The 22,193-nt window shown below is 38.2% G+C and carries 20 protein-coding genes; 11 read left to right on the top strand and 9 right to left on the bottom strand.

Going from position 1 to position 22,193, the window contains the following annotated elements:
- The first annotated feature begins 163 nt into the window (after nt 1-163).
- Entirely contained in the window at nt 164-811 is a 648-nt protein-coding gene (gene rpe, locus L6472_RS07230; RefSeq protein ID WP_237803782.1) for a ribulose-phosphate 3-epimerase, read from the top strand.
- Between the two features lie 18 nt (nt 812-829).
- Here the strand turns inward: rpe and L6472_RS07225 are convergent, their stop codons facing one another.
- The gene (locus tag L6472_RS07225; RefSeq protein WP_237803781.1) at nt 830-1,429 is read right to left on the bottom strand and encodes a sigma-70 family RNA polymerase sigma factor; all 600 of its coding nucleotides are present in this window, start codon (nt 1,427-1,429) and stop codon (nt 830-832) included.
- A gap of 176 nt (nt 1,430-1,605) precedes the next feature.
- On the opposite strand from L6472_RS07225, the gene truA reads away from it, so the two are divergent.
- From truA to dapA, 3 genes are all read left to right on the top strand, one after another.
- On the top strand, nt 1,606-2,337 hold the full coding sequence (gene truA / locus L6472_RS07220) for a tRNA pseudouridine(38-40) synthase TruA (RefSeq protein WP_237807992.1): 732 nt from the start codon (nt 1,606-1,608) through the stop codon (nt 2,335-2,337).
- 1 nt (nt 2,338) lies between these two features.
- Nucleotides 2,339-3,253 (top strand): DMT family transporter, encoded by a 915-nt coding sequence (locus L6472_RS07215; RefSeq protein ID WP_237803780.1) that lies wholly within the window; start codon nt 2,339-2,341, stop codon nt 3,251-3,253.
- A 77-nt stretch (nt 3,254-3,330) separates the two neighbouring features.
- A complete protein-coding gene (gene dapA / locus L6472_RS07210) occupies nt 3,331-4,218 on the top strand; it encodes a 4-hydroxy-tetrahydrodipicolinate synthase (RefSeq protein ID WP_237803779.1) in 888 nt (295 codons plus the stop codon).
- Nucleotides 4,219-4,253: 35 nt separating this feature from the next.
- Here dapA and L6472_RS07205 read toward each other — a convergent pair whose 3' ends face one another.
- The 3 genes from L6472_RS07205 to ruvC are packed head-to-tail and all read right to left on the bottom strand — an operon-like array spanning nt 4,254 to nt 6,603.
- Nucleotides 4,254-4,745, bottom strand: coding sequence for a hypothetical protein (locus tag L6472_RS07205; protein ID WP_237803778.1), 492 nt, complete (start codon nt 4,743-4,745; stop codon nt 4,254-4,256).
- Nucleotides 4,742-6,055: an ATP-binding cassette domain-containing protein gene (locus L6472_RS07200; protein WP_237803777.1), complete on the bottom strand. Its 1,314-nt coding sequence runs from the start codon at nt 6,053-6,055 to the stop codon at nt 4,742-4,744. Before L6472_RS07200 ends, L6472_RS07205 begins: the two co-directional genes overlap by 4 nt.
- Complete coding sequence (gene ruvC, locus L6472_RS07195; protein WP_237803776.1) at nt 6,034-6,603, bottom strand: crossover junction endodeoxyribonuclease RuvC; 570 nt, start codon at nt 6,601-6,603, stop codon at nt 6,034-6,036. Before ruvC ends, L6472_RS07200 begins: the two co-directional genes overlap by 22 nt.
- A 131-nt stretch (nt 6,604-6,734) precedes the next feature.
- On the opposite strand from ruvC, the gene L6472_RS07190 reads away from it, so the two are divergent.
- From L6472_RS07190 to L6472_RS07160, 7 genes are all read left to right on the top strand, one after another.
- The gene (locus L6472_RS07190) at nt 6,735-7,877 is read left to right on the top strand and encodes a hybrid sensor histidine kinase/response regulator (protein ID WP_237803774.1); all 1,143 of its coding nucleotides are present in this window, start codon (nt 6,735-6,737) and stop codon (nt 7,875-7,877) included.
- A gap of 185 nt (nt 7,878-8,062) precedes the next feature.
- Nucleotides 8,063-9,949, top strand: a complete 1,887-nt coding sequence (gene rho / locus L6472_RS07185; protein ID WP_237803773.1) for a transcription termination factor Rho — start codon at nt 8,063-8,065, stop codon at nt 9,947-9,949.
- A gap of 32 nt (nt 9,950-9,981) precedes the next feature.
- Nucleotides 9,982-11,004: a sugar kinase gene (locus L6472_RS07180; RefSeq protein ID WP_237803772.1), complete on the top strand. Its 1,023-nt coding sequence runs from the start codon at nt 9,982-9,984 to the stop codon at nt 11,002-11,004.
- 32 nt (nt 11,005-11,036) lie between these two features.
- A complete protein-coding gene (locus L6472_RS07175; RefSeq protein ID WP_237803771.1) occupies nt 11,037-11,705 on the top strand; it encodes a bifunctional 4-hydroxy-2-oxoglutarate aldolase/2-dehydro-3-deoxy-phosphogluconate aldolase in 669 nt (222 codons plus the stop codon).
- Nucleotides 11,683-14,814 carry a DUF5112 domain-containing protein gene (locus tag L6472_RS07170; RefSeq protein ID WP_237803770.1) on the top strand — a complete coding sequence of 1,044 codons (3,132 nt, stop codon included), beginning with the start codon at nt 11,683-11,685 and terminating at the stop codon, nt 14,812-14,814. Before L6472_RS07175 ends, L6472_RS07170 begins: the two co-directional genes overlap by 23 nt.
- Nucleotides 14,796-15,512 (top strand): DUF5932 domain-containing protein, encoded by a 717-nt coding sequence (locus tag L6472_RS07165; RefSeq protein ID WP_237803769.1) that lies wholly within the window; start codon nt 14,796-14,798, stop codon nt 15,510-15,512. Before L6472_RS07170 ends, L6472_RS07165 begins: the two co-directional genes overlap by 19 nt.
- Nucleotides 15,502-16,083, top strand: a complete 582-nt coding sequence (locus L6472_RS07160) for an AbgT family transporter (protein ID WP_237803768.1) — start codon at nt 15,502-15,504, stop codon at nt 16,081-16,083. The genes L6472_RS07165 and L6472_RS07160 overlap by 11 nt, the downstream gene beginning before the upstream one ends.
- On the opposite strand, the gene L6472_RS07155 is transcribed toward L6472_RS07160, so the two are convergent.
- From L6472_RS07155 to L6472_RS07135, 5 genes are read right to left on the bottom strand one after another with little or no spacing between them, the layout of a single operon-like run.
- Nucleotides 16,084-18,042 carry a fructose-1,6-bisphosphatase gene (locus tag L6472_RS07155; protein ID WP_237803766.1) on the bottom strand — a complete coding sequence of 653 codons (1,959 nt, stop codon included), beginning with the start codon at nt 18,040-18,042 and terminating at the stop codon, nt 16,084-16,086.
- Complete coding sequence (locus L6472_RS07150; RefSeq protein WP_237803765.1) at nt 18,039-18,977, bottom strand: hypothetical protein; 939 nt, start codon at nt 18,975-18,977, stop codon at nt 18,039-18,041. The genes L6472_RS07155 and L6472_RS07150 overlap by 4 nt, the downstream gene beginning before the upstream one ends.
- A 12-nt stretch (nt 18,978-18,989) precedes the next feature.
- The gene (lysA, locus tag L6472_RS07145; protein ID WP_237803764.1) at nt 18,990-20,150 is read right to left on the bottom strand and encodes a diaminopimelate decarboxylase; all 1,161 of its coding nucleotides are present in this window, start codon (nt 20,148-20,150) and stop codon (nt 18,990-18,992) included.
- 30 nt (nt 20,151-20,180) lie between these two features.
- Nucleotides 20,181-21,497 carry an aspartate kinase gene (locus tag L6472_RS07140; protein WP_027450294.1) on the bottom strand — a complete coding sequence of 439 codons (1,317 nt, stop codon included), beginning with the start codon at nt 21,495-21,497 and terminating at the stop codon, nt 20,181-20,183.
- A 19-nt stretch (nt 21,498-21,516) separates the two neighbouring features.
- Entirely contained in the window at nt 21,517-22,182 is a 666-nt protein-coding gene (locus tag L6472_RS07135) for a cell division ATP-binding protein FtsE (RefSeq protein WP_237803763.1), read from the bottom strand.
- Nucleotides 22,183-22,193: the final 11 nt, after the last annotated feature.

The raw sequence follows: 22,193 nt of genomic DNA, 5'->3' as shown, positions 1-22,193 counted from the left end.
CAAAACAAAATTTTTTGGCCTATGCAGATATTTACTCCCGAAGAAATGAATCCCAGTGAGAAGGTGATTACACTCATAAAACAGATAGCTTATACCTATCGTGTTAATAATAAGGAGACTTATATCCTGAACTGATTTTATAACAATAAACTAATAGTAAGAAATGACCATTGTTTCACCTTCTATGCTCTCTGCAGATTTTCTGCATTTAGAACGAGATGTTCAGATGATAAATCGATCTGAAGCAGATTGGTTGCATGTTGACGTGATGGACGGCATGTTTGTTCCCAATATATCTTTTGGCTTCCCTGTTATTGAGGCTGTAGCCAAGATATGTACGAAACCTTTGGATGTACATTATATGATAGAACACCCGGAGAGATATATTAGCCGGACCGCCAAACTTGGCGCAATGATGATGAATGTGCATCAAGAGGCTACAGTTCATTTGCATCGTACCATTCAGGAAATACACGATGCTGACATGAAGGCTGCTGTAACATTGAATCCATCTACACCTGTTTCTGTTCTTGAGGATGTGATAGGTGATGTTGATATGGTATTGCTGATGAGTGTTAACCCAGGTTTTGGCGGTCAAAAGTTTATTGAGAATACGATTAAAAAGGTAAAACAACTACGACAACTTATTGATAAGAGTGGCAGTAACGCATTGATAGAGATTGATGGTGGTGTTCAAAAGGAAACGGCACCACGTCTTGTTGAAGCGGGTGCCGATGTTTTAGTCAGTGGTAGTTATATTTTTAAAGCATCTAATCCGGAATCAGTTATCAAAGAATTAAAGGCCTTGTAAAAACATGATAACAAGATGCTATAACTGGAGTGCTAGTTCCATTTTGTTCTCTTTAGCCATTTTGCGTAGGTTGAAAATAGCATAGCGCATGCGGCCAAGTGATGTGTTGATGCTCACACCTGTGATTTCTGCAATCTCTTTGAAAGATAGTTGTTGAAAGAAACGCATGTACACTACCTCGCGTTGCGTGGCAGGAAGGATATTCATGAGTCGAATCACATCTTTTAGAACTTGCTCATTAACCAGTTCTGACTCACGGTAACTGTCCAATACTGATGCACCACTTAGATTCTGCAAGTCGTTTTCTTTATTGGGCTCAACAAAGTGATGATTTTGTTGTTGACGATACCAATCCATCATCACGTTATGAGCAATGCGACTAACCCAAAACTGGAATTTACCTGTATCAGTGTATTGTCCACTTTGCAACTTTATGATAACTTTCACAAAAGTTTCTTGGAAAATATCATCTGCGATGTCATGATCACGTACAACGAACATGATATAAGTAAACAATTTACTCTTTGTGCGATCTAATAATTCATCAAACGCACGATTATTGCCTTTAGCATAGAGTAATGCCAACTGTTCGTCGGTAACTCCTTCAAATTTCTTCATATTGGTCTTCTGTTTTAATTATGAAGTAATTTTGTTTCGATAGGCAATATTATTTAGTTTAATGAGTTATTAATAATGGATTTATTGTGTGCAAAAGTAAGTAAAAACTTCATAACGACCAAATTTTTCATTAAAAAAATCGCTTTTCTTTGATTTTTGAGGTAATTTTGCAAACGATTATGAGATATTTCATTACGTTAAGTTACGACGGAACACATTTTCATGGATGGCAGGTGCAACCCAATGGCGTCTCGATTCAAGGTGAGTTGCAAAAAGCGCTTTCACTAATACTTCGTGAAGACATTGCTATTACTGGCGCAGGACGTACGGATGCAGGGGTGCATGCTTCAATGATGATAGCACACTTTGATTGCGACAAAGAGTTCGACCGCGATCAGTTGTGTTACAAATTGAATAGATTATTGCCTCAAGATATTGCTATTCGGCAGATAGAACAGGTGGGGGAAGATTTGCATGCACGCTTCTCAGCTGTATCGCGTACGTACCATTATTATGTTCATACGTACAAGTCTCCTTTCTTGCATCATTATTCGTGTGAGTTGCACTATGAATTAGATTTTCAAAAAATGAACGAGGCTGCGAAGATTCTTACTGAGTATGATGACTTTGGCGCTTTCTGTAAGAGCCACTCTGATGTAAAAACTACACTCTGTAAAGTGACTCGGGCAAAGTGGGTAGAGTTGAGAGAAGGTGAGTGGTTCTTTGAAATAACGGCAAATAGGTTTTTAAGAAATATGGTGAGGGCTGTTGTTGGAACGCTAGTTGAAGTAGGGCGTGGCCGATTATCTTTGGATGATTTTCGTCATGTTATTGAAGGGAAACGTCGTACAGAAGCAGGAGAATCGATGCCTGGAAATGCATTATTTTTAGTTGATATAAAATATTAAAATGTGGTTATTGCTTGCATTTATGTCTGCCGCCCTATTGGGTGTGTATGACTCATTGAAAAAGAAGGCGCTGAAGAATAATGCTGTTATTCCAATTTTGTTTCTTAATACATTATTCTCCTCGCTAATATTTGTTCCGTTTATTGTGTTAAGCTCTAAGACTCATTTGTTAGATGGAACGCCGTTTTTGGTCGCAACTGGTGGTTGGGAGTGTCATAAATATATTGTACTGAAAGCCATTATAGTCTTGTCAAGTTGGGTGTTAGGTTATTTTGGTATGAAGCACTTGCCACTAACAATTGTTGGCCCGATTAATGCTACTCGACCGGTAATGGTTCTGATAGGAGCTTTGCTGGTGTTTGGAGAACGTTTGAATATGTGGCAGTGGATAGGTGTGTCATTGGCGATAATCTCTTTTCTTCTATTGAGTAGAAGCGGGAAAAAGGAAGGTATAGACTTCAAACACGACCAATGGATTTATATGATCGTAGGTGCGGCAGTACTAGGAGCCATAAGTGGTCTTTATGACAAATATCTAATGGCGCCTATAGAGAAGGGTGGTGTTGGTTTAGACCGCATGATGGTACAGTCGTGGTATAATATCTATCAATGCATCATGATGTTTGTGATGTTGATGTTATTGTGGTGCCCTAGGAGAAAGGAAAATACACCTTTTCATTGGGATTGGGCAATTATTGGCGTAAGCATCTTTCTGTCAATAGCAGATTTTGCATACTTCTTCGCATTGTCGTTACCTGAAGCAATGATTAGTATTGTGTCAATGGTAAGAAGAGGAAGTGTTGTCGTCTCGTTTCTGTGTGGTGCCGCTTTCTTCCATGAAAAGAACCTAAAGGCAAAAGCCCTCGATTTAGCCTTGGTACTATTAGGAATGTTATTTCTATATATTGGAAGCTAAACATGATAAAAAATATGTTTATCGTGTGGGGATTCAAAAAAAAATAGTAACTTTGCAGGCAAATTAGACGGACTATTATGGTATACAATATTTTTAAAGGGCTTGGAATTGCGCTTGTTACACCTTTTAAGCAAGATGGCTCTGTAGATTATGAAGCAATTTTGCGATTAGTTGATTATCAATTGGAGAACGGTGCTGATTTCTTTTGTATTCTTGCTACTACAGGAGAGACTCCCACATTGACAAAAGAGGAGAGGTCTAAGATTAAGAATTTAATAGTAGAAAGAGTTCAGGCGCGTGTTCCCATTTTAATGGGGTGTGGCGGAAACAATACAGCATCAGTTGTTGATGAATTAAAGAATGGAGACTTTAAGGGCGTTGACGGCGTGTTGAGTGTATGCCCATACTATAACAAACCTTCTCAAGAAGGACTATATCAGCACTTTAAAGCCATTGCTGCCGCGACGGAACTTCCTGTCGTTCTTTATAATGTACCTGGCCGTACGGGGGTCAACTTGAAGGCAGAAACAACATTGAGATTGGCGCGCGACTGTAAAAATATTGTTGCTATCAAGGAAGCTTCTGGTAACTTAGAACAGGTTGACGAGATAATCAAAAGCAAACCGAAAGACTTTGATGTAATTTCTGGTGATGACGCACTAACTTTTCCTATGATATCATGCGGCGCAGTTGGTGTTATTTCAGTTATCGGTAATGCGTTGCCCAAGGAATTCTCAAAGATGATTCGTTTACAGATGAAGGGAGAGTACGATCCTGCACGGAAAATACATCATCGCTTTACGGATCTGTTCTCGCTATTGTTTGTTGACGGAAATCCTGCTGGTGTCAAGGCCATGTTGCACGAAATGGGATTTATTGAAAATGTCTTGAGATTACCTCTAGTGCCAACAAGAATTTCAACATTGCAACGTATGAGTGAAATAATGAAGGAGCTTAAAATTTAAGCTCCTTCATTATGGAATTCAATCAATTAAGTTAATTACTTACTAAGTTTCTTTAATTCCGTGGAAGCAGCAACGTAAGCACGTTGCCAATCTGTATCTAGAGAGAAGCGAGTCAAACTTTCTTCATTAGAAAAATAGTATAGAACTATGTTCTTTTCAGGGTCTTTAAAGAATGGGTTTGAATAGCTGATATCCATAAATAGATTAATTATTTTTATTTGTTGTGCTTTAGATTGCTTTTTAATATCAATCAAAGTTCTACAGTAAAGATTAATGAATTGATAAAGAGCGTAAGCTTGATCGTCGAGAACCGAAGCGGGAGCATCTGGCATGACCTCTTTCATTTTCATGCCCATATAATTTAAAGCATCAAGTTCGAACCTGTTTATGTCTTTAATAATCTGTTGCGAATTGGTGTCCTCAATGTGTTTTTGTGCAATTTTCCTGATTTCAGTATAAACAGCCTGTGCAGACATGCTTATATTAATTGTAAAAAACAAAGAAGAAATTAGAATAATCTTTCTCATATTTGTTTTGTTAGTGTGAAATGATGATTTATACATGAAGGTAACTCATCCGGATAGTGAGTTACGAAGATTAGGGACTTATGAGGTCTCTTGCAAAAAGTTTCAATGATGTCTTTTACAAGCTGCTGGTTGTGAAGGTCTAGTCCATGCATGGGTTCGTCGAGGATAAGTAGCTCGGGGTCTTTGACGAATGCACGAGCTAAAAGAACTAAGCGTTGCTCACCGCTTGATATGTTCAAAAACGAACGAAAGGCTAATTCTTCTATACCAAACAAACGCATCCACCACAAACTCTGTTCGCGCTCTATAGCATTTGGACGCATATATAGTCCTATGGTGTCTTTAAAGCCACTTGCTACTACTTGTAGTGCAGGAATATTATGCTTATATGCACGATGCATTTCAGGGGATACATATCCAATGTGATTTTTTATGTCCCATATCGATTCACCAGATCCGCGTTTATTTCCAAACAGCGTTATGTCGCACGCATATGCCTGAGGGTTGTCTGCCGCAATAAGTGATAAAAGTGTGGATTTGCCAGAACCATTTGACCCGGAAAGTGACCAAAAATCTCCATCATGAACTTCCCAATTTATATTCTTTAGAATTTGTCGGTTGCCATAATGGATGCTAATATCTTTCATCCTAACAATAATGTTGGAATTGGAATTATGAGAAGGCGTCGGGAGATTTAAGAGTTCCTTCTTCATTTTGCAACTAAGTCCTTGTGGCTTAGAGTAAAACAACTCTTTTGGCGTGATGTAAACGACTTCGTCGATGTATTCAGGTATTTCATCTGGCTTTGTAAGAATAATATAAAGAGAAAGGTGCTCTTCTAGAACTAACAAATGGAGCAAATCACGCAAAGCTTCTCGAGTGTGTATATCTAATCCAATAAAAGGATTGTCAAGAATTAATGTATTAGGATGCGAAAGTAATTGTTTTACTATTTGAAACTTACGCAATTCCCCGCTTGATAACAATATTAAATACTTGTCATATTCCTGATCTATAGAAAAAAGATGGTATAGACGCTTTTGAAAAGAGCGACGCTCCGGAGTGTCATCGCCGGAGATTAGAAAAGACTGCTCTAATACACTCCCTACTGTTGGAGTATCCTCGTCGATGTCGTGTTGGTTCCAGCGCTGCTGAAGATAATATGCGCGATCTGTTTTCATGCCATAAGAATCGCAGAATGCCATATATCTTACTCTGTCACTGCTCAATTGACGACGAAGTCTTTCGATATATTGTGTTTTGCCACTAGCGTTTAAACCAAGAATAGCTATAGTTTTGCCTGCTTCCATACTTTCTCTTGATTCTTGTTCACGAAATCTTTCCAACCTTTGTAATGCGGTGCATTTGAAATGGGCGAGCGTGCTTGAAGATAGTGACAATATGCAGCAGCCAATGCGTCGGTTGCGTCCATAAAAGTACTCATGTCTTCTTTTTGAATGTGAAGCAACCGTTTAAGCATGTCTGCAACTTGCTCTTTTGAAGCGTTTCCATTACCGGTGAGGGCCATCTTGATTTTCATCGGTGCATATTCATGAATCGGTACCCCATGTTTGATGGCTGCGGCAATTGCTACTCCTTGCGCTCGGCCAAGTTTTAACATTGACTGAACGTTCTTTCCAAAAAAAGGAGCTTCAATTGCTAGCTCGTCTGGAAGATATGCATCAATAATCCCTGTAACTCTTTCAAAAATATGACCTAACTTAAGATAGGCATCGTTAAACTTACGTAAATCAATGATTCCCATTGTAATCATTTGAGCTTTACCATCAGTTACCTTAAGTAATCCATATCCCATAATGTTTGTTCCAGGGTCGATTCCAAGTATAATCTTTTCCATTTCGATGTGCAAAGTTAGCCAAATTTACTAAAAATAATGATTTATCTCTAAAAATTTTGTCTAAAATTTGCTGAAATCAATTATTTATCTTATTTTTGCAGTAATAAATCCACACCATTAATTTATTAACGATGGATCAGGAAGGAAAATTTGAGTCACAAATTAATAGAAGTGATTATAAAATCTTAATTGTTGACGATGTCGTTAGCAATGTTCTTCTTTTGAAGATTTTGCTGTCTAATGAGAAATTTCAGGTATGCACTGCAAACTGTGGTAATATGGCTGTAGAACAAGCAAAAGCAGAAAAACCGGATTTGATTTTGCTTGATGTCATGATGCCCGATATCAGTGGATTCGATGCTGCTATTATTTTGCGTAAAGATCCTGAAACTAAAGATATCCCTATCATTTTCCTTACTGCACTTAATAATCCAAGTGACCTAGTTAAAGGTTTTCAAGTTGGAGCTAATGATTTTTTGACAAAGCCTTTTAATAAAGATGAGCTTTTGGTTCGTGTGATGCACCAAATTGCATTGGTTGCTGCAAAGCGCATTATTCAAAAGCAAAATAGCGATCTGCAGGCTACTATTAAAAACCGTGATAAGATGTATTCGGTTATTGCCCATGACTTGCGTTCACCGATGGCCTCTATTCGTATGGTTCTTAATCTTGTTATGTCAGCCGTAACTCCTGAAGTAATAGGACCGGAGTTGTTTGACCTGTTGGATAAGGCGAATAAAGAATCAGAGGATTGTCATGACTTGCTTGATAATCTGTTAAAATGGACTAAGAGTCAGACTGGACGTTTAAATGTTGTACTACAGGAATTGGATCTAAATGATATTATTCCTGGTGTAGTTGAAATATACAACATGATCGCTTCGACAAAGAGGATTAAACTGAGCTATACGGGCAGTAAAACTCCTGTGGTTGTATTGGCGGATAATGATATGCTAAAGACGATTGTTAGAAATTTCATATCTAATGCAATTAAATTTAGTCCAGACGAGAGTACCATTGAAATTACAATGAAACCTGATGGTGAATTTGCAAAAATTAGTATAAAGGATCATGGCGTTGGTATCAGTCCAGATCGATTAGAAACCCTTTTTCATAAAGGTGAGACAACTTATGGCACTGATGGAGAAGAAGGTAGCGGTTTAGGACTGCAGCTATGTAAGGATTTTGCAACGAAGATTGGCGGAGATGTGATGGTCGAATCAGTCTTGGGTGAGGGTTCAACGTTTAGCGTTTTTGTTCCGTTAAAAAAATAATGTAATTGTCGATTGAAAAATAAAAGCATGGTTAATAAATGTAAATGACATGCGGTTTTTCAATCGCCAATTGTCTTTATTAAAGATTTTTTTATACCTTTGCAATTAAATTCAAGTAGCGTTTCTTTCCTAGAAGCGTTTTTTAAAATCAAACAAAACAAAATTCGAAAATTAGTATATTAATTATGTATACAAAAGAAGAACTCCAAAAAATGGATATACCACAGTTGATGGAAATTGCCAACAGCCTTGGTGTAAAAGTTGCTCAGGATGATAGTTTGGAAAAAGTTATCTATGATATTTTAGATAAAGCTGCTATTGATAGCGCTAATAATACTACTGGGGAACCAAAGAAAAAGCGTACTCGTATTGCCAAGAAAGATACTGACAAAGTATATGCGGTAAAAGGGAAAGAAGGGGAAAATTTCGATTTGAAAAATAGTAAAAGTATGGATATAGAAGCGCCCTCTCTCTTTGCAGACGAACAAATTGTCGAAGAAGAAAAGCAGAGTGAGGAGAAACCGGCTCCTAAAAAACGTGGTAGGAAACCAAAGATTGCCAAGGAAGAAACACATGATAATTCAGAAGAAATCTCACATGTTGAGGAATTACCTGTTGAAGCCGTAGTTGCTGAAGAACCAGTTGTTGAGATACCTGAAGAAATACAAACAGAATTAGATTCTTCGGAAATTTTGGATGAAGGAATGATAAGTCAACTTCAAGAAAAGATGTCTCATCATAATTTATTAGAAGATTATGATATTGATGATGATGATGTGTGGCCTGGAGATCCTGGAGATGGTACAGACTTTATTACAGTGGTTGATATTCCTATTGAAGATCAAGCCGCCATACCAACATTGGACATGTTTGACCGTCCGATGGTCCAACAGCCAGATTCGGTTTTTTCTTCGTCAGCAACCATTGCTTCCCAAATTGAAAAATACGACTTTGATGATATTATAAAAGGTAATGGCGTGTTGGAAATATTGCAGGATGGCTATGGATTCCTTCGGTCTAGCGACTATAATTACCTATCATCACCGGATGATATCTATGTGTCTCCACAACAAATCAAGCGTTTTGGACTGAAAACTGGTGATGTGGTCGAATGCACTGTTCGTCCACCGCAAGATAATGAGAAATATTTTGCGATGTCAAATGTTGACATGATTAATGGGCGTAACCCGTCAGAAGTCCGTGACCGCGTAAGTTTTGAACACTTAACGCCTCTTTTCCCTGAGGAAAAATTTAACTTGTGTGGCGAAAAGACTACGACGAATCCTTCAACACGTATTGTTGACTTATTCTCTCCAATTGGTAAAGGACAACGAGCACTAATAGTGGCGCAGCCAAAAACGGGTAAAACAATTTTGATGAAAGATATAGCTAATGCGATTGCTGCTAATCATCCCGAAGCCTATATTATGATGTTGCTTATTGACGAACGTCCAGAGGAGGTTACGGACATGAGCCGTACTGTAAATGCTGAAGTTATTGCATCTACATTTGATGAACCTGCTGACCGGCATGTTAAGATTGCAGGAATTGTTTTGGAAAAAGCAAAACGTATGGTAGAATGTGGTCACGACGTTGTAATCTTTCTCGATTCTATTACACGTTTAGCACGTGCGTATAATACTGTGTCTCCCGCAAGTGGTAAGGTGCTTACAGGTGGTGTGGATGCAAATGCCCTTCAGAAACCCAAGAGATTCTTTGGCGCAGCACGAAACATTGAAAATGGTGGTTCTCTGACCATCATAGCTACAGCTTTGGTGGATACTGGTTCAAAGATGGATGAAGTGATCTTTGAGGAATTCAAAGGCACAGGTAACTCGGAAATCCAGTTGGATCGCATGCTCTCTAATAAACGTATATTCCCTGCTGTCAATCTAGTTCAGTCATCAACACGACGTGATGACCTGCTTCAGGATACGACAACACTTAACCGCATGTGGATTATACGTAAGTTTATAAGTGAGATGAATCCTATTGAGGCAATGAACACGGTGCGAGACAGACTTGTTCAAAGTAGGAATAATGATGAATTCCTAATGTCAATGAACGGATAAATAACTAACTATAAAAAACAAAATCAAAAATTATGGCAAAAATTGTAACACTTGGCGAAATTATGCTTCGTCTCTCCCCGCAGGGAAATGATCGCTTTATTCAGAGTGAATCTTTTCGCATAATACCAGGCGGTGGCGAAGCTAACGTCGCTATTAGCTTGGCTAACTATGGTCATGAGGCATTTTTTGTATCGAAACTTCCTAAACATGAAATTGGTCAAATTGCAGTAAATGCATTGCGACGTTATGGAGTAGATACTCGTTTCATTGCTCGTGGCGGTAATCGTGTTGGATTGTATTATGCTGAAACAGGAGCTTCTATGCGTCCCTCAAAAGTAATTTACGATCGTGCCCATTCATCTATCGCCGAAGCTGATCCAACGGATTTTAACTTTGATGAAGTAATGGAAGGTGCTCAGTGGTTCCATTGGAGTGGTATTACTCCAGCAATCAGTGATAAGGCTGCTGAGTTGACTCGTTTAGCATGTGAAGCAGCAAAACGTCATGGAGTTACAGTCTCTGTTGACCTAAATTTCCGCAAAAAACTATGGACAAGTGAAAAGGCTATCTCTGTGATGCGTCCTTTGATGAAGTATGTTGACGTTTGTATTGGTAACGAAGAGGATGCTGAACTTTGCCTTGGATTCAAACCTGATGCTGATGTTGAGGGAGGTCAGACAGATGCTGCTGGATATGAAGGAATCTTCAAACAGATGATGAAAGAGTTTGGATTCAAATATGTTGTATCAACTCTGCGAGAGTCATACTCTGCAACATTTAATGGATGGAAAGCATTGATTTACAATGGCACGGAATTCTATCAGTCAAAACGTTATGAAATCAACCCTATAATCGACCGTGTTGGTGGTGGAGATTCATTCTCAGGAGGTTTGATTCATGGTCTGCTAACTAAGAAAACACAAGGAGAGGCTCTTGAGTTTGCTGTTGCAGCTAGTGCGTTGAAACATACGATTAATGGTGATTTCAATTTGGTTTCTGCTGAGGAAGTAGAAGCCTTAGCTGGTGGCAATGCCAACGGACGTGTGCAACGATAATATTATAATAATGATTTATAGAAACTTCTACTATGGCAAAATTTGATAAGTTAACTGTTCTAAAGAAAATTGGTGATACGGGTATGGTTCCCGTTTTCTATAACAAAGATTTAGACACTTGTAAAAAAGTAGTAAAGGCTTGCTATGATGGAGGCGTTCGTGCATTCGAATTTACAAATCGTGGAGATTTCGCACATGAGATTTTCGGTGAGTTGGTAAAGTGGGCAGACATCGAGTGTCCAGAGCTTGCACTGGGAATTGGTTCTGTCGTTGATGCTCCAACGGCAGCACTATATTTACAGTTGGGTGCAAACTTTGTTGTGGGTCCATTGTTTAACCCCGAGATTGCACCAGTATGTAATCGTCGATTGGTTCCGTACTGTCCAGGATGTATGACTGTATCAGAAATAGGAAAAGCGCAGGAACTTGGCTGTGATCTCACAAAAGTCTTCCCTGGTGACGTGGTTGGACCAAATATGATTAAGGGTTTGAAAGCCCCAATGCCATGGTCCAAAATCATGGTTACTGGAGGTGTCGCTCCTGAAGAAGATAACCTTTCAAAGTGGTTCAAGGCTGGTGTTTTCTGTGTTGGTATGGGATCAAAGTTGTTCCCTAGTGACAAAATTAAGGCTGGCGATTGGCAGTACGTGACCGACAAGTGCAAGGAGGCATTGGGTTATGTGGCAAAAGCTCGCGCTTAATTTAGTTGCTACAATATTACTTCTTTCAGCTTGTTCACCGTCTAATAGACAAGCGGTGGACAAGCTGAATTCTCTTTCTTATGCCTATCATTATCGAGATTTAGACACTGTAGTGCATTATGCCAATATCGCATTTAATCTTTCAGATAATTACCCTGATGGGCAGGCAGAAGCACTTAATAATTTAGCATTCGTATATATTATTCGAATGCAGTATGATAAGGCCGACAGTTTGCTTCGGTACATTCCCCAATTAACGGATAATCATATTGAACTTCTTGTTGCCTATGTTCAACAGATGCGATTATGTCAACGTCGTTCGCATAATCGAGAATTTTATGATTATCGTATGAAGGCCTCACAGTCGTTGGCCAGAATCGAAGAAGACACCAATATACTCAACGAGCATGAGACACACCGTCTAAACTATGCTAAAAGTGAAATGTCTCTTGTCACCTCCACTTACTATTATTACGTGGGATTAGAACGACAGTCTATTCAAGCTATGGATGAAATATCTATAGATTTAGAAAGTGATACAGCACAATATTTAAACTATCTTTATAATATTGGTGCTGGTGGCGTTATTAATCAGGGAACTCAAAATGAAATCAATGAAAAAGAAATTGTATATTTAACAAGATGCTATGAATTAGCAAGGGAAGGACAATATACATTCTTTATGGCCAATTCCTTAGAGGGATTAGCCGAGCATCATCTTGATGAGTATTATGCGCCCGCTTTAGCTGATAGCGCACTAAACTTGTTTTGCAAATATGGAGATGTATATCAAATTGCTGGTGCATACAGAACTCTTGCATCATGTTATTGGGCACAGCAAAATTATGAACAGGCTCTTACGTCTTTAGAGAAGGCTCTTTCAGACACGATTATTAATCAAGCACCTGATTTGGTGGCAAGTATTTGCGAGCAATTGAGTGTAGTCTATGCCGCAATAAATAATAAGGAGAATAGTGATTTGAATAGGAATCGCTATCTAGACTTACAGGAGCAAACTCGACAAGATCGTTATCTTGAAGCAAGAGCTGGACAGTTAGAATATCAGCTATCACAATTAAATAATTTGTTAATTGTCATTAGTGTCTTAATTGCAATCGTTGTTATATTTATTGTTATTCAATACTATCGTCGGCTTTTACGACAGCGTAGGAGAGAATTTGTAGAAGAAGACGAAATTATCAACGAAGAAGAGGATATCCATGAACAAATTAATATAGCAAAGCTTCGTTGCGAGAATGAACAGCGAGTTCTTTTAGAACATCGAGCTAAAATTTCGCTTGTTAATAGTATCACTCCACTTATTGACAGAATACTTCACTCCATAAGATTAAGTAAGGATAATATAGACAAGGATACGATTACTTATATCAACGAATTGACACAACAAATAGAAAAAGATAATGATGTTTTGACCAATTGGATCAAACTTCGTCAAGGTGAACTTATTCTTCACATAGAATCTTTCCCCCTTCAGGAGATATTTAATATTGTTGCAAAGAGCGAAATGGGATTTAAGATGAAACATGTCCATTTGAATATTGTTTCTACAGATGCCATTGTTAAAGCCGATAAAATACTGACTGTTTTCATGTTGAATACATTGGCAGATAACGCTCGAAAATTTACAAGAGGAGGAGATACGGTTACTATCTATTCTGAGACCAATGACGATTATGTCGAAATTTCCATTAAAGATACCGGTATTGGGATGGATGATAGCACGGCAAGTCATATCTTTGAACATAAGATTGAGGGTGGACACGGATATGGACTTGTGAACTGCAAAGGAATTATAGAGAAATATCGTAAGACGAGTAAAATCTTTAATGTCTGTACGATTAATTGTGAAAGTACAAAAGGCGAGGGGAGTAGATTCTTTTTTAGGTTGCCAAAAGGTATTATGAAAATGGCAGGTAGGGGCTTTTCTCTCTTGCTCTTTGGTGTTGCATTTCTCATGTCTCAACAGATATCAGCAATGAATCCTATAGAGCAAGCGAGTATATATGCAGACTCTGTTTATTTCTGTAATATTAACGGAGAGTATGAGAAAGCCTTGGATTTTGCAGAGTTAGGAAGACAGAAAATAAATGAATACTATCTTAGTATTATAAAGCAAGGTAAAGATACTCTGATGGGGTATTCCGATAATGCGGTAATTCCAGAGATTCGATGGTTACATGATTCAATAGATGTCAATTACAATGTAATTCTAGATATACGAAACGAGAGCGCTGTGGCCGCACTGGCGCTTCACGACTGGAAATTATATTATTATAATAATAGGATTTACACGTTGTTATTTAAAGAACTGTCAGCAGATGCAACATTAGATGATTATTGTAAAAAGATGCAGCAATCGCAAAGCAATAAGCAAATAGCCATTTTATTATTGGTAATCTTGTTGTTTGCTATTCTTATAGCAATTGTTTGGCATATCATTGTTAAACTAAACAATTCGGCTCAACGTCAGAATGACATTCAAGAGAAGAAAAAAATAAAGGAAGACGAATTGAGTCGGTTACGTTATGAAGACAGCAAGCTATATGTTACCAATGCCGTACTTGATAATTGCCTTTCTTCGCTAAAACATGAGACAATGTATTATCCAGGGCGAATACGTCAACTTTTAAATGATGGAGATTATAAAGCTTTGAATGACACGGTGGCTTATTATCGCGAGATTTATGGAATTCTGAGTGAACATGCTAATAGACAGGCAAACGAACATTCGACCAGACTAACAGAGTGCGAGCACGAAATCTTAGCAAATGAACTACAACTTAAGATGCTTTTTGATTTGCTGCGAAGAGTGTTCAAAAGCCATTTTGACGCGATTTCTTATTCGCCGCGAGATAATAGATACATAGCTTGTCAAGTCTGTTTAAAGGGAGTTTCACTCACTGACGATGAACTTAAAACGCTTTTTACTCCCAGCATAGAACACATACCGTTATTAATATGCAAACAAATATTGAGAGATCTTGGTAACATTACAAATTTACACGGTTGTGGCATTTGGGCAGAAAGAAAAGAAAACATTGTTTTCATCAATATAATATTTCCACGAGTATGCAAAACTTCAAAGTAATTATTGTAGAAGATGTTCCTTTAGAATTGAAGGGGACAGAAGGTATCATACATAAAGAAATACCAGAAGCGGAAATTATCGGAACCGCAGATACAGAGTATGCTTACTGGCATCTTATAAAAAAGCAATTGCCTGACCTCGTATTGCTGGATTTAGGTTTAGGAGGCTCAACAACAGTTGGTGTCGAAATTTGTCGTCAAACTAAGGAGCTGTACCCACAAGTTAAAGTTCTAATATTTACAGGAGAAATACTTAATGAAAAACTTTGGGTTGATGTTCTTGACGCGGGAGCAGATGGAATTATTCTGAAAACAGGTGAACTCCTGACACGAAATGATGTATCGGCTGTGATGGAAGGAAAGCAACTTGTCTTTAATGAGCCGATTCTGCGGAAAATAGTAGATCGATTCAAGAATAGTGTAGGTGCACAAATTGCTAAGCAAGATGCGCTAATTAACTATGAAATTGATGAATATGATGAACGTTTTTTGCGTCATCTAGCGCTTGGATACACGAAAGACCAGATTACACAGTTAAGAGCAATGCCATTTGGTGTAAAGAGTTTGGAAAAACGTCAAAATGAATTAATCCAGAAACTTTTTCCTGACTCGAAAAGCGTTAATGCAACACGATTAGTTGTAAGAGCTATAGAACTTCATATCTTAGACATTGACAACCTTGAACCAGATGACGAATAAAATTATAGGTGCTCTTCTCGTCTTTTTATGTACTTTAGAGCTTGTGCTAATATTGACTTCATGGTTTATGTCTGCCATTGAGGTTGAGGGAATTCGTTCTCTCCTTTCTGCAGAAGGTGTAAGGTGGTTTTTAGGAAGTTTTGTAGATGGTTTGCAAAATGAAGAACTTATTTGGGGGCTTCTCCTTTCTATCGCATGGGGATGTGTAAAAAACAGTGGAGTCTATCAGCACCATCACGACATCCGTCATGATGGTGCATTTAGGATTGTCTTATTTATTGACGTCTTATATATATTATTTATATTATATCTTTCGATTCCATCTCATGCAATTCTACGTTCGGCAACAGGTGAACTTTGGCCTTCTGCATTTAGTAGAGCTATCGTTCCAATGCTTGCTTTTATATTATCTTTGTCATGCGTTATCTATGGGCTAATTACAAAGAAATTCACATCTGTTGCTTCGGTAGTAGAAGCAATGGGAGATGGTGTTAAAACAATAGCACCATACATGGTGCTATATGTTTTTGCTATGCAATTGATAAACTCTTTCCGTTATGTTATTTCATAATTATACTCTTTTTTCCTTGATAATTCCGTGCCTGTAGGCGTAAAGCAGATTTCTAAGGTCTTCAATCTGTTCACGCAATTCTTTTCCTTTGTCTGTATCAGAAACATGCATCCGATGTGCCGAAAGCTCTACAATTTGTGTTGTCGATTTAATGTCTGATCCTCTTAATACTGCATCATTGGCATTTGTGAAGGGCTCGTGTTGTACTAGCTGAAAGCCGCGACTATGATATACTAAAGTGTATCCTGCGATACCCGTCTCCTTGTGATATGCTTCAGAAAAACCTCCATCAATCACCATTAATCTTCCTCCTGCCTTGATGGGATTCTCTCCTTTTGATGCATGAACTGGTACATGTCCATTAATAATGTGGCGATTATTGCCCTGAACTCCAAAAGCATCAAGAATACGGTCGCACACATCTATGGAGTCTCTTAGCTTGTAATAATTGCCTTTTTCTTCTTGGTAGGTTGTTTTGTCAGATAGGAAATATCTTTCAAAAGTCGCCATTTTCGACTTGTCAAATAGAGGAGAATTTTTTCCACACCAAAGATATAAAAAATAATCTTTCGCATATTCTTTCATATCAATGGGTGTGTCACTCTGAAAGGCCGAACGAATCATCTGACCGATATAGTTCATTAGTTCTATTCCGCACAATTCTCGGTCTAGAATTCTAACGTTTTTCAAAGAACCATCATCATTAAGGGGGATAGATGCATGAAATAGAAGATTCTGATTGCAAATGTTGTACATACATCCATGACTAAGAATGGTCTGTATATGTTTGCGAAGTTTCTCACTCACGCGGAATGAGTGATGTAGCTTGCACAATAATGTGGACTCTTCTTTAGTTAATGCATTGCAATCATTTTCTTTGATTGTCGGAAAATAACAACTATTCATCTTATAAGAAATACCATCAACTGTGCAGGTTGCATTCTTATAATCGATATATTCTAACATACAACGATCTTCCATCTGCCAATCTTTACGGCGATGGAAAATACGTGCTTCCTCTTTAAATTGTATAACAGAGATGGCTTTATGCATCTTGGCAATTAGATGAATTGTTTTATCATCTAAAGACTGACCTTTTACAAGTAGAGGCATAAATTCAGTACATGGGTCATCCCCGTACACATCAAGTGCAAAAGTTGCAAGAGGTACAAGATTAATACCGTAGCCTTCCTCCAATGTTGCAAGGTTGGCATATCGCAAAGACAATCTTAGAACATTGCAGATGCATGCGTCATTTCCTGCTGCTGCACCCATCCATAACACATCGTGATTTCCCCATTGTATATCCCAAGAATGATACTGAAGCAGGGTATCCATTATAATGTGTGCACCTGGTCCACGATCGTAAATATCTCCTAAAATATGTAACTGGTCTATCGCTAAACGTTGTATAACATTACAAATAGCGATGATAAAATCATCGGCTCTTCCTGTAGAGATAATTGTGTCAACAATAACAGATACGTAAGCGGTCTTATCTTGATCGTCTAAACTTTCATGCAATAGTTCTTCTATGATATATGAAAATTCAGTGGGGAGAGACTTTCTTACTTTTGAACGAGTGTATTTGCTAGATACATCACGGCAGACGCGAACCAACTGATGAATGGTTGTCTGGTACCAATCATCAATCTGCTCTTCGTTAGCCTTAACTAGCTCCAATTTCTGCTCTGGATAGTAAATTAAAGTACAAAGCTCTTTCTTTTCGCTTTCACGTATTGTATTACCAAAGATCTCAGAGACTTTACGTTTAATGTTGCCGGAAGCATTTTTTAATATGTGCAGAAAAGCTTCATGTTCACCATGAATATCGGCTAAGAAATGCTCAGTTCCTTTGGGTAAATTAAGAATTGCTTCTAAATTTATTATTTCACTAGCAGCATCAGCTACGGTTGGATATGTCGTAGATAAGAGATTTAAGTAGCGTTCGTCTATCATATTTTTAGTAAATTAGCCATCATAGTTCGTAATTTGTTTGTATATTTATTATCTTGTGGAAGACAAGGCATAAAACCTTCATCCAACCATGTGGTTTCTTTAAGTATTTGTAATATACTTGGAAAATATGTATCAAAATGTAGTTCTTTTAAATCGTGTAGTAAGCTTGGCTCATCAATATCTCCTCGTCGCAAAGCTATGTCTAATTCAACAAAACGAAGTAAGGTAACATCTCCTTCAATAATCTTTTTTATAATACTTGTTGTATCATGATGCTCTAATGGTACTGGTTCTTGATAATGGGAAGGGAGATAGGAACTGATGACTTCGGAATTAGGTTCTGAGATGCCTAGAACTGCGGCACCAGATCTTATAAAATCTGATATCCCTTGATAGTGGGCATAGATGTGGAGCTTATGCCAATCAATCGGACACGTCCTTTCTAAATTAACCCAACGAGCATCTCCCGTAATACCAGCTTTTAACATTGCATGCATCATTAGTAAAGTATCTGAATCCATTAAAGGAAGAACGTCAGAGTCCGTTACTTTACGATAAATCGCCATCAGTTGATGACAACAATCCTCATTAGTCGTTGTTTTAGTTAGGAATGGATTACGAACAACTTCCAGACGTTCGAAGGTATCAGATAATTTCTTCCGTTCCATTTCACTTCTAGCAATCACGACGTAAGCATCATGATTTGTTTTTTCACCATGAGGAGAAATGATAATTCGGAAGTCGTTCGTAATATCCCATTTTACAGAGCCATGAATATGTATAATATCAGGATGTATATTCTCAAGAGACTTTTTCATGTCAAAAGAGTCATCAACACTCATCATCTCAATCAAAGATGGCATATCTGAGCATAGCATGTTTACATATCGTGCTAACTGATGGTTATTCTGAGAATAGACATTTAATATTCGCATATTCATTTCATGTTATACAAATTCATCACTAATATAACCTAGTGGAAGCGGACGACAGTTATAGCTACTAGCCATGATTTCGCCGTAAGCTCCAGCAGAGCGTATTGCCAAAAAGTCGCCACGATGAATTTTATTTATATCAATTTGTTTTGCAAATACATCTGTGGATTCACAAATAGGACCAACTACATCGTATGATTCACATGCCTCATCACTTGAGAGGTTTTCTATCTTGTGATATGCTTGATAGAGAGCTGGACGAATTAAATCGGTGAAGCCTGCATCTACAATAGCGAACTTTTTCACATAACCTTCCTTAACGTAAAGGGTTCGAGTGATAAGTGTGCCACATTGAGCAACGACAGAACGTCCCAATTCAAAATGAAGTGTTTGGTTAGGACGTAGTTTTAACTTCTTTGCAAATGTGTCGAAATAAGATCTAAAGTCAGGGACGGGAACTCGATTAGGGTGTTGGTAGTCTATTCCGAGTCCACCACCGACGTTAATATGCTCAACAGTTATATGATGCCGTTCTAATTCAATCTGTAAATCATTAACCCTATTACAGAGAGCCTCAAAATCGCCCATGTCTAAAATCTGAGAGCCAATATGGAAATGAAGACCTACCAATTTAATATTATCCATGTGAGCGGCTTCTTCAATAACCTTAATCATGTCTCTCATGTCAATGCCAAACTTGTTTTCTGCTAAGCCAGTTGTTATATTGGCATGAGTATGTGCACCTACATTTGGATTAAGACGGAATGCTACACGAGCTAACTTTCCTTTCTGATGAGCTAATTTATTTATGACCTCTAGCTCTGGGACGCTTTCAACATTAAAGCAAAAAATATCGTTGTCTAAGCCTAGATTGATTTCCCAATCGCTTTTACCTACGCCAGCATAAACAATCTTTGATGATGGAAAGCCTGCGCGGAGGGATGCTTCTACTTCTCCACCACTAACGCAGTCAGCGCCAAAACCTGCTTCTCTGATGTATCGTAGAATTTTTGGATTGGCATTTGCTTTAATAGCATAATGAACGCAGAAACCTTCATGTTTTTTTACCTCTTCTGTTATCGTATTTAGCGTCCTACGCAGCAGTTCTGTGTCGTAGTAGTAAAAGGGCGTTCTAATATGGCCGAATTTCTCTATGGGGAATAATCCTTTCATGAATATAGTATTGTGTTGTGTTGTTGTGAATTAGTTAAAGAGCTGATCGCTGAGACTCTGTAGGGCGCGTTTCTTGTCTTCTTCACGGATAAGGAAAGAGATATTATAGTTGCTACCACCATATGAAATCATGCGTACAGGGATATTTTTCATGGCATCCATAACCATGGTTTCAAATCCTATGTTAGACCAGTCAAGGTCACCAACGACACAAATGATGCACATACCAGTATCTACTGTGACAGTACCGTACTTTTTCAGTTCGTCAACAATCTCGCCAAGATGTGCAGAATTGTCTATTGACATAGATACGCCAACCTCGGATGTGCATACCATATCAATAGGTGTTTGGTAAGACTCAAAGATTTCAAATACCTTACGCAGGAATCCTGTCGCTAAAAGCATACGTGAAGATTTAATCTTAATAGCAATTATATTATCCTTTGCTGCCACTGCTTTAATTTTTCCGTATTCTGTCTGGTTGGAGATAGTGGTTCCTTCGGCTTCTGGTTCCATCGTATTTAACAAACGCACAGGAATGCCTGCATACTTTGCTGGCTGTACGCATGTGGGATGCAGAATCTTAGCTCCAAAATATGCAAGCTCTGCAGCCTCTTCAAAATGAAGCTGATGAACAGGTTCTGTCTTATCAACAACTCGAGGGTCGTTGTTATGCATGCCATCAATATCTGTCCATATTTGGATCTCATCGGCACCAATGGCAGCGCCTATCAGTGAAGCTGTATAGTCAGAACCTCCGCGCTGTAAGTTATCTATTTCACCATATGCATTACGGCAAATAAAACCTTGTGTGATAAATACTTGAACGTCTTTATGCTGCTCCATTAATGCGGCGAGCTTCTCCTTGATATATACGGGGTCTGGCTCGCTATTTTTATCTGTTCGCATAAAATCGAGCGCATTAAGCAACACGGCATTAATTCCCTGTTCCTTCATGTAATTTACCACCATGTTGGTAGACATCATCTCGCCTTGTGCAACGATGCTTTTTTCTTCAAAAGAAGTAAACAGCTCTTTTGTAAACGAGCGCAGATAGTTGAATTCTTCTGCAAGGAAATCGTGTGTTATCTTTCTGTATTCTTCTGTAGAATACAACTCTGGCAAATGACGCTCGTATTTCTGCTCTAACTTGTTGATAACCTCATTGGCACCATCTGGATTCTTCTTATATAGATAATCCGAAATCTCAACCAAAGAGTTTGTTGTACCAGACATTGCAGAAAGAACCACCATTACGGGTTCTCCTGATTTTGTAACAAGATTAGTTACTTCCTTCATTCTTTGCGGAGATCCTACTGAGGTTCCGCCAAATTTCATAACTTTCATATCTTAATTATTTTTGTTGTTATTCTTTGATTATTTGATTGTTTTCACAGTGATATACAACACCAGGAAATTGCTCGAGTAGTTGAAGATTATGTGTACTCATGACAACTGCAGTTTGCTGTTTGGAGAATCCGTAAAGAAGTTCCATAATTCCTTTTGCTGTATCTGGATCGAGATTGGCAGTGGGTTCATCTGCTATAATTAATTTGGGCGAATTCAAAATTGCTCGGGCAATTGCAATGCGCTGTTGCTCACCTCCGGAAAGCTCATGTGGCATGCAGTCAATCTTGTCATACATACCAACGACTTTCAGTACTTGCTCGATGCGAGATTCAATCTCAGATTTATTCTTCCATCCTGTGGATTTCAATACAAACTGAAGGTTATGATGAACAGATCGGTCAGTCAGTAACTGGAAATCTTGAAATACAATTCCCATCTGACGACGTAAAGCAGGTATTTCCTTGCTCTTAATTGATAGCATGTCACTACCTAGAACGTTAGCACAATCTGCCTTTTCTACATCAAGTTCCTTGTAAAAGGTCTTTAGCAGGGAACTTTTGCCAGATCCAACGCGGCCAGTGATATAAATAAACGAGTTTTCATCGGCCGTGAAGTTTACATTCTCAAGAACAACCTTTCCGTCTTGTTGACATATTGTTGCATTTCTATAATCTATCAACATCACTAATCATT

Source organism: Prevotella sp. E13-17, from assembly GCF_022024035.1.
GTDB lineage: Bacteria > Bacteroidota > Bacteroidia > Bacteroidales > Bacteroidaceae > Prevotella.
This window is presented reverse-complemented; position numbering and strand designations above follow the sequence as displayed.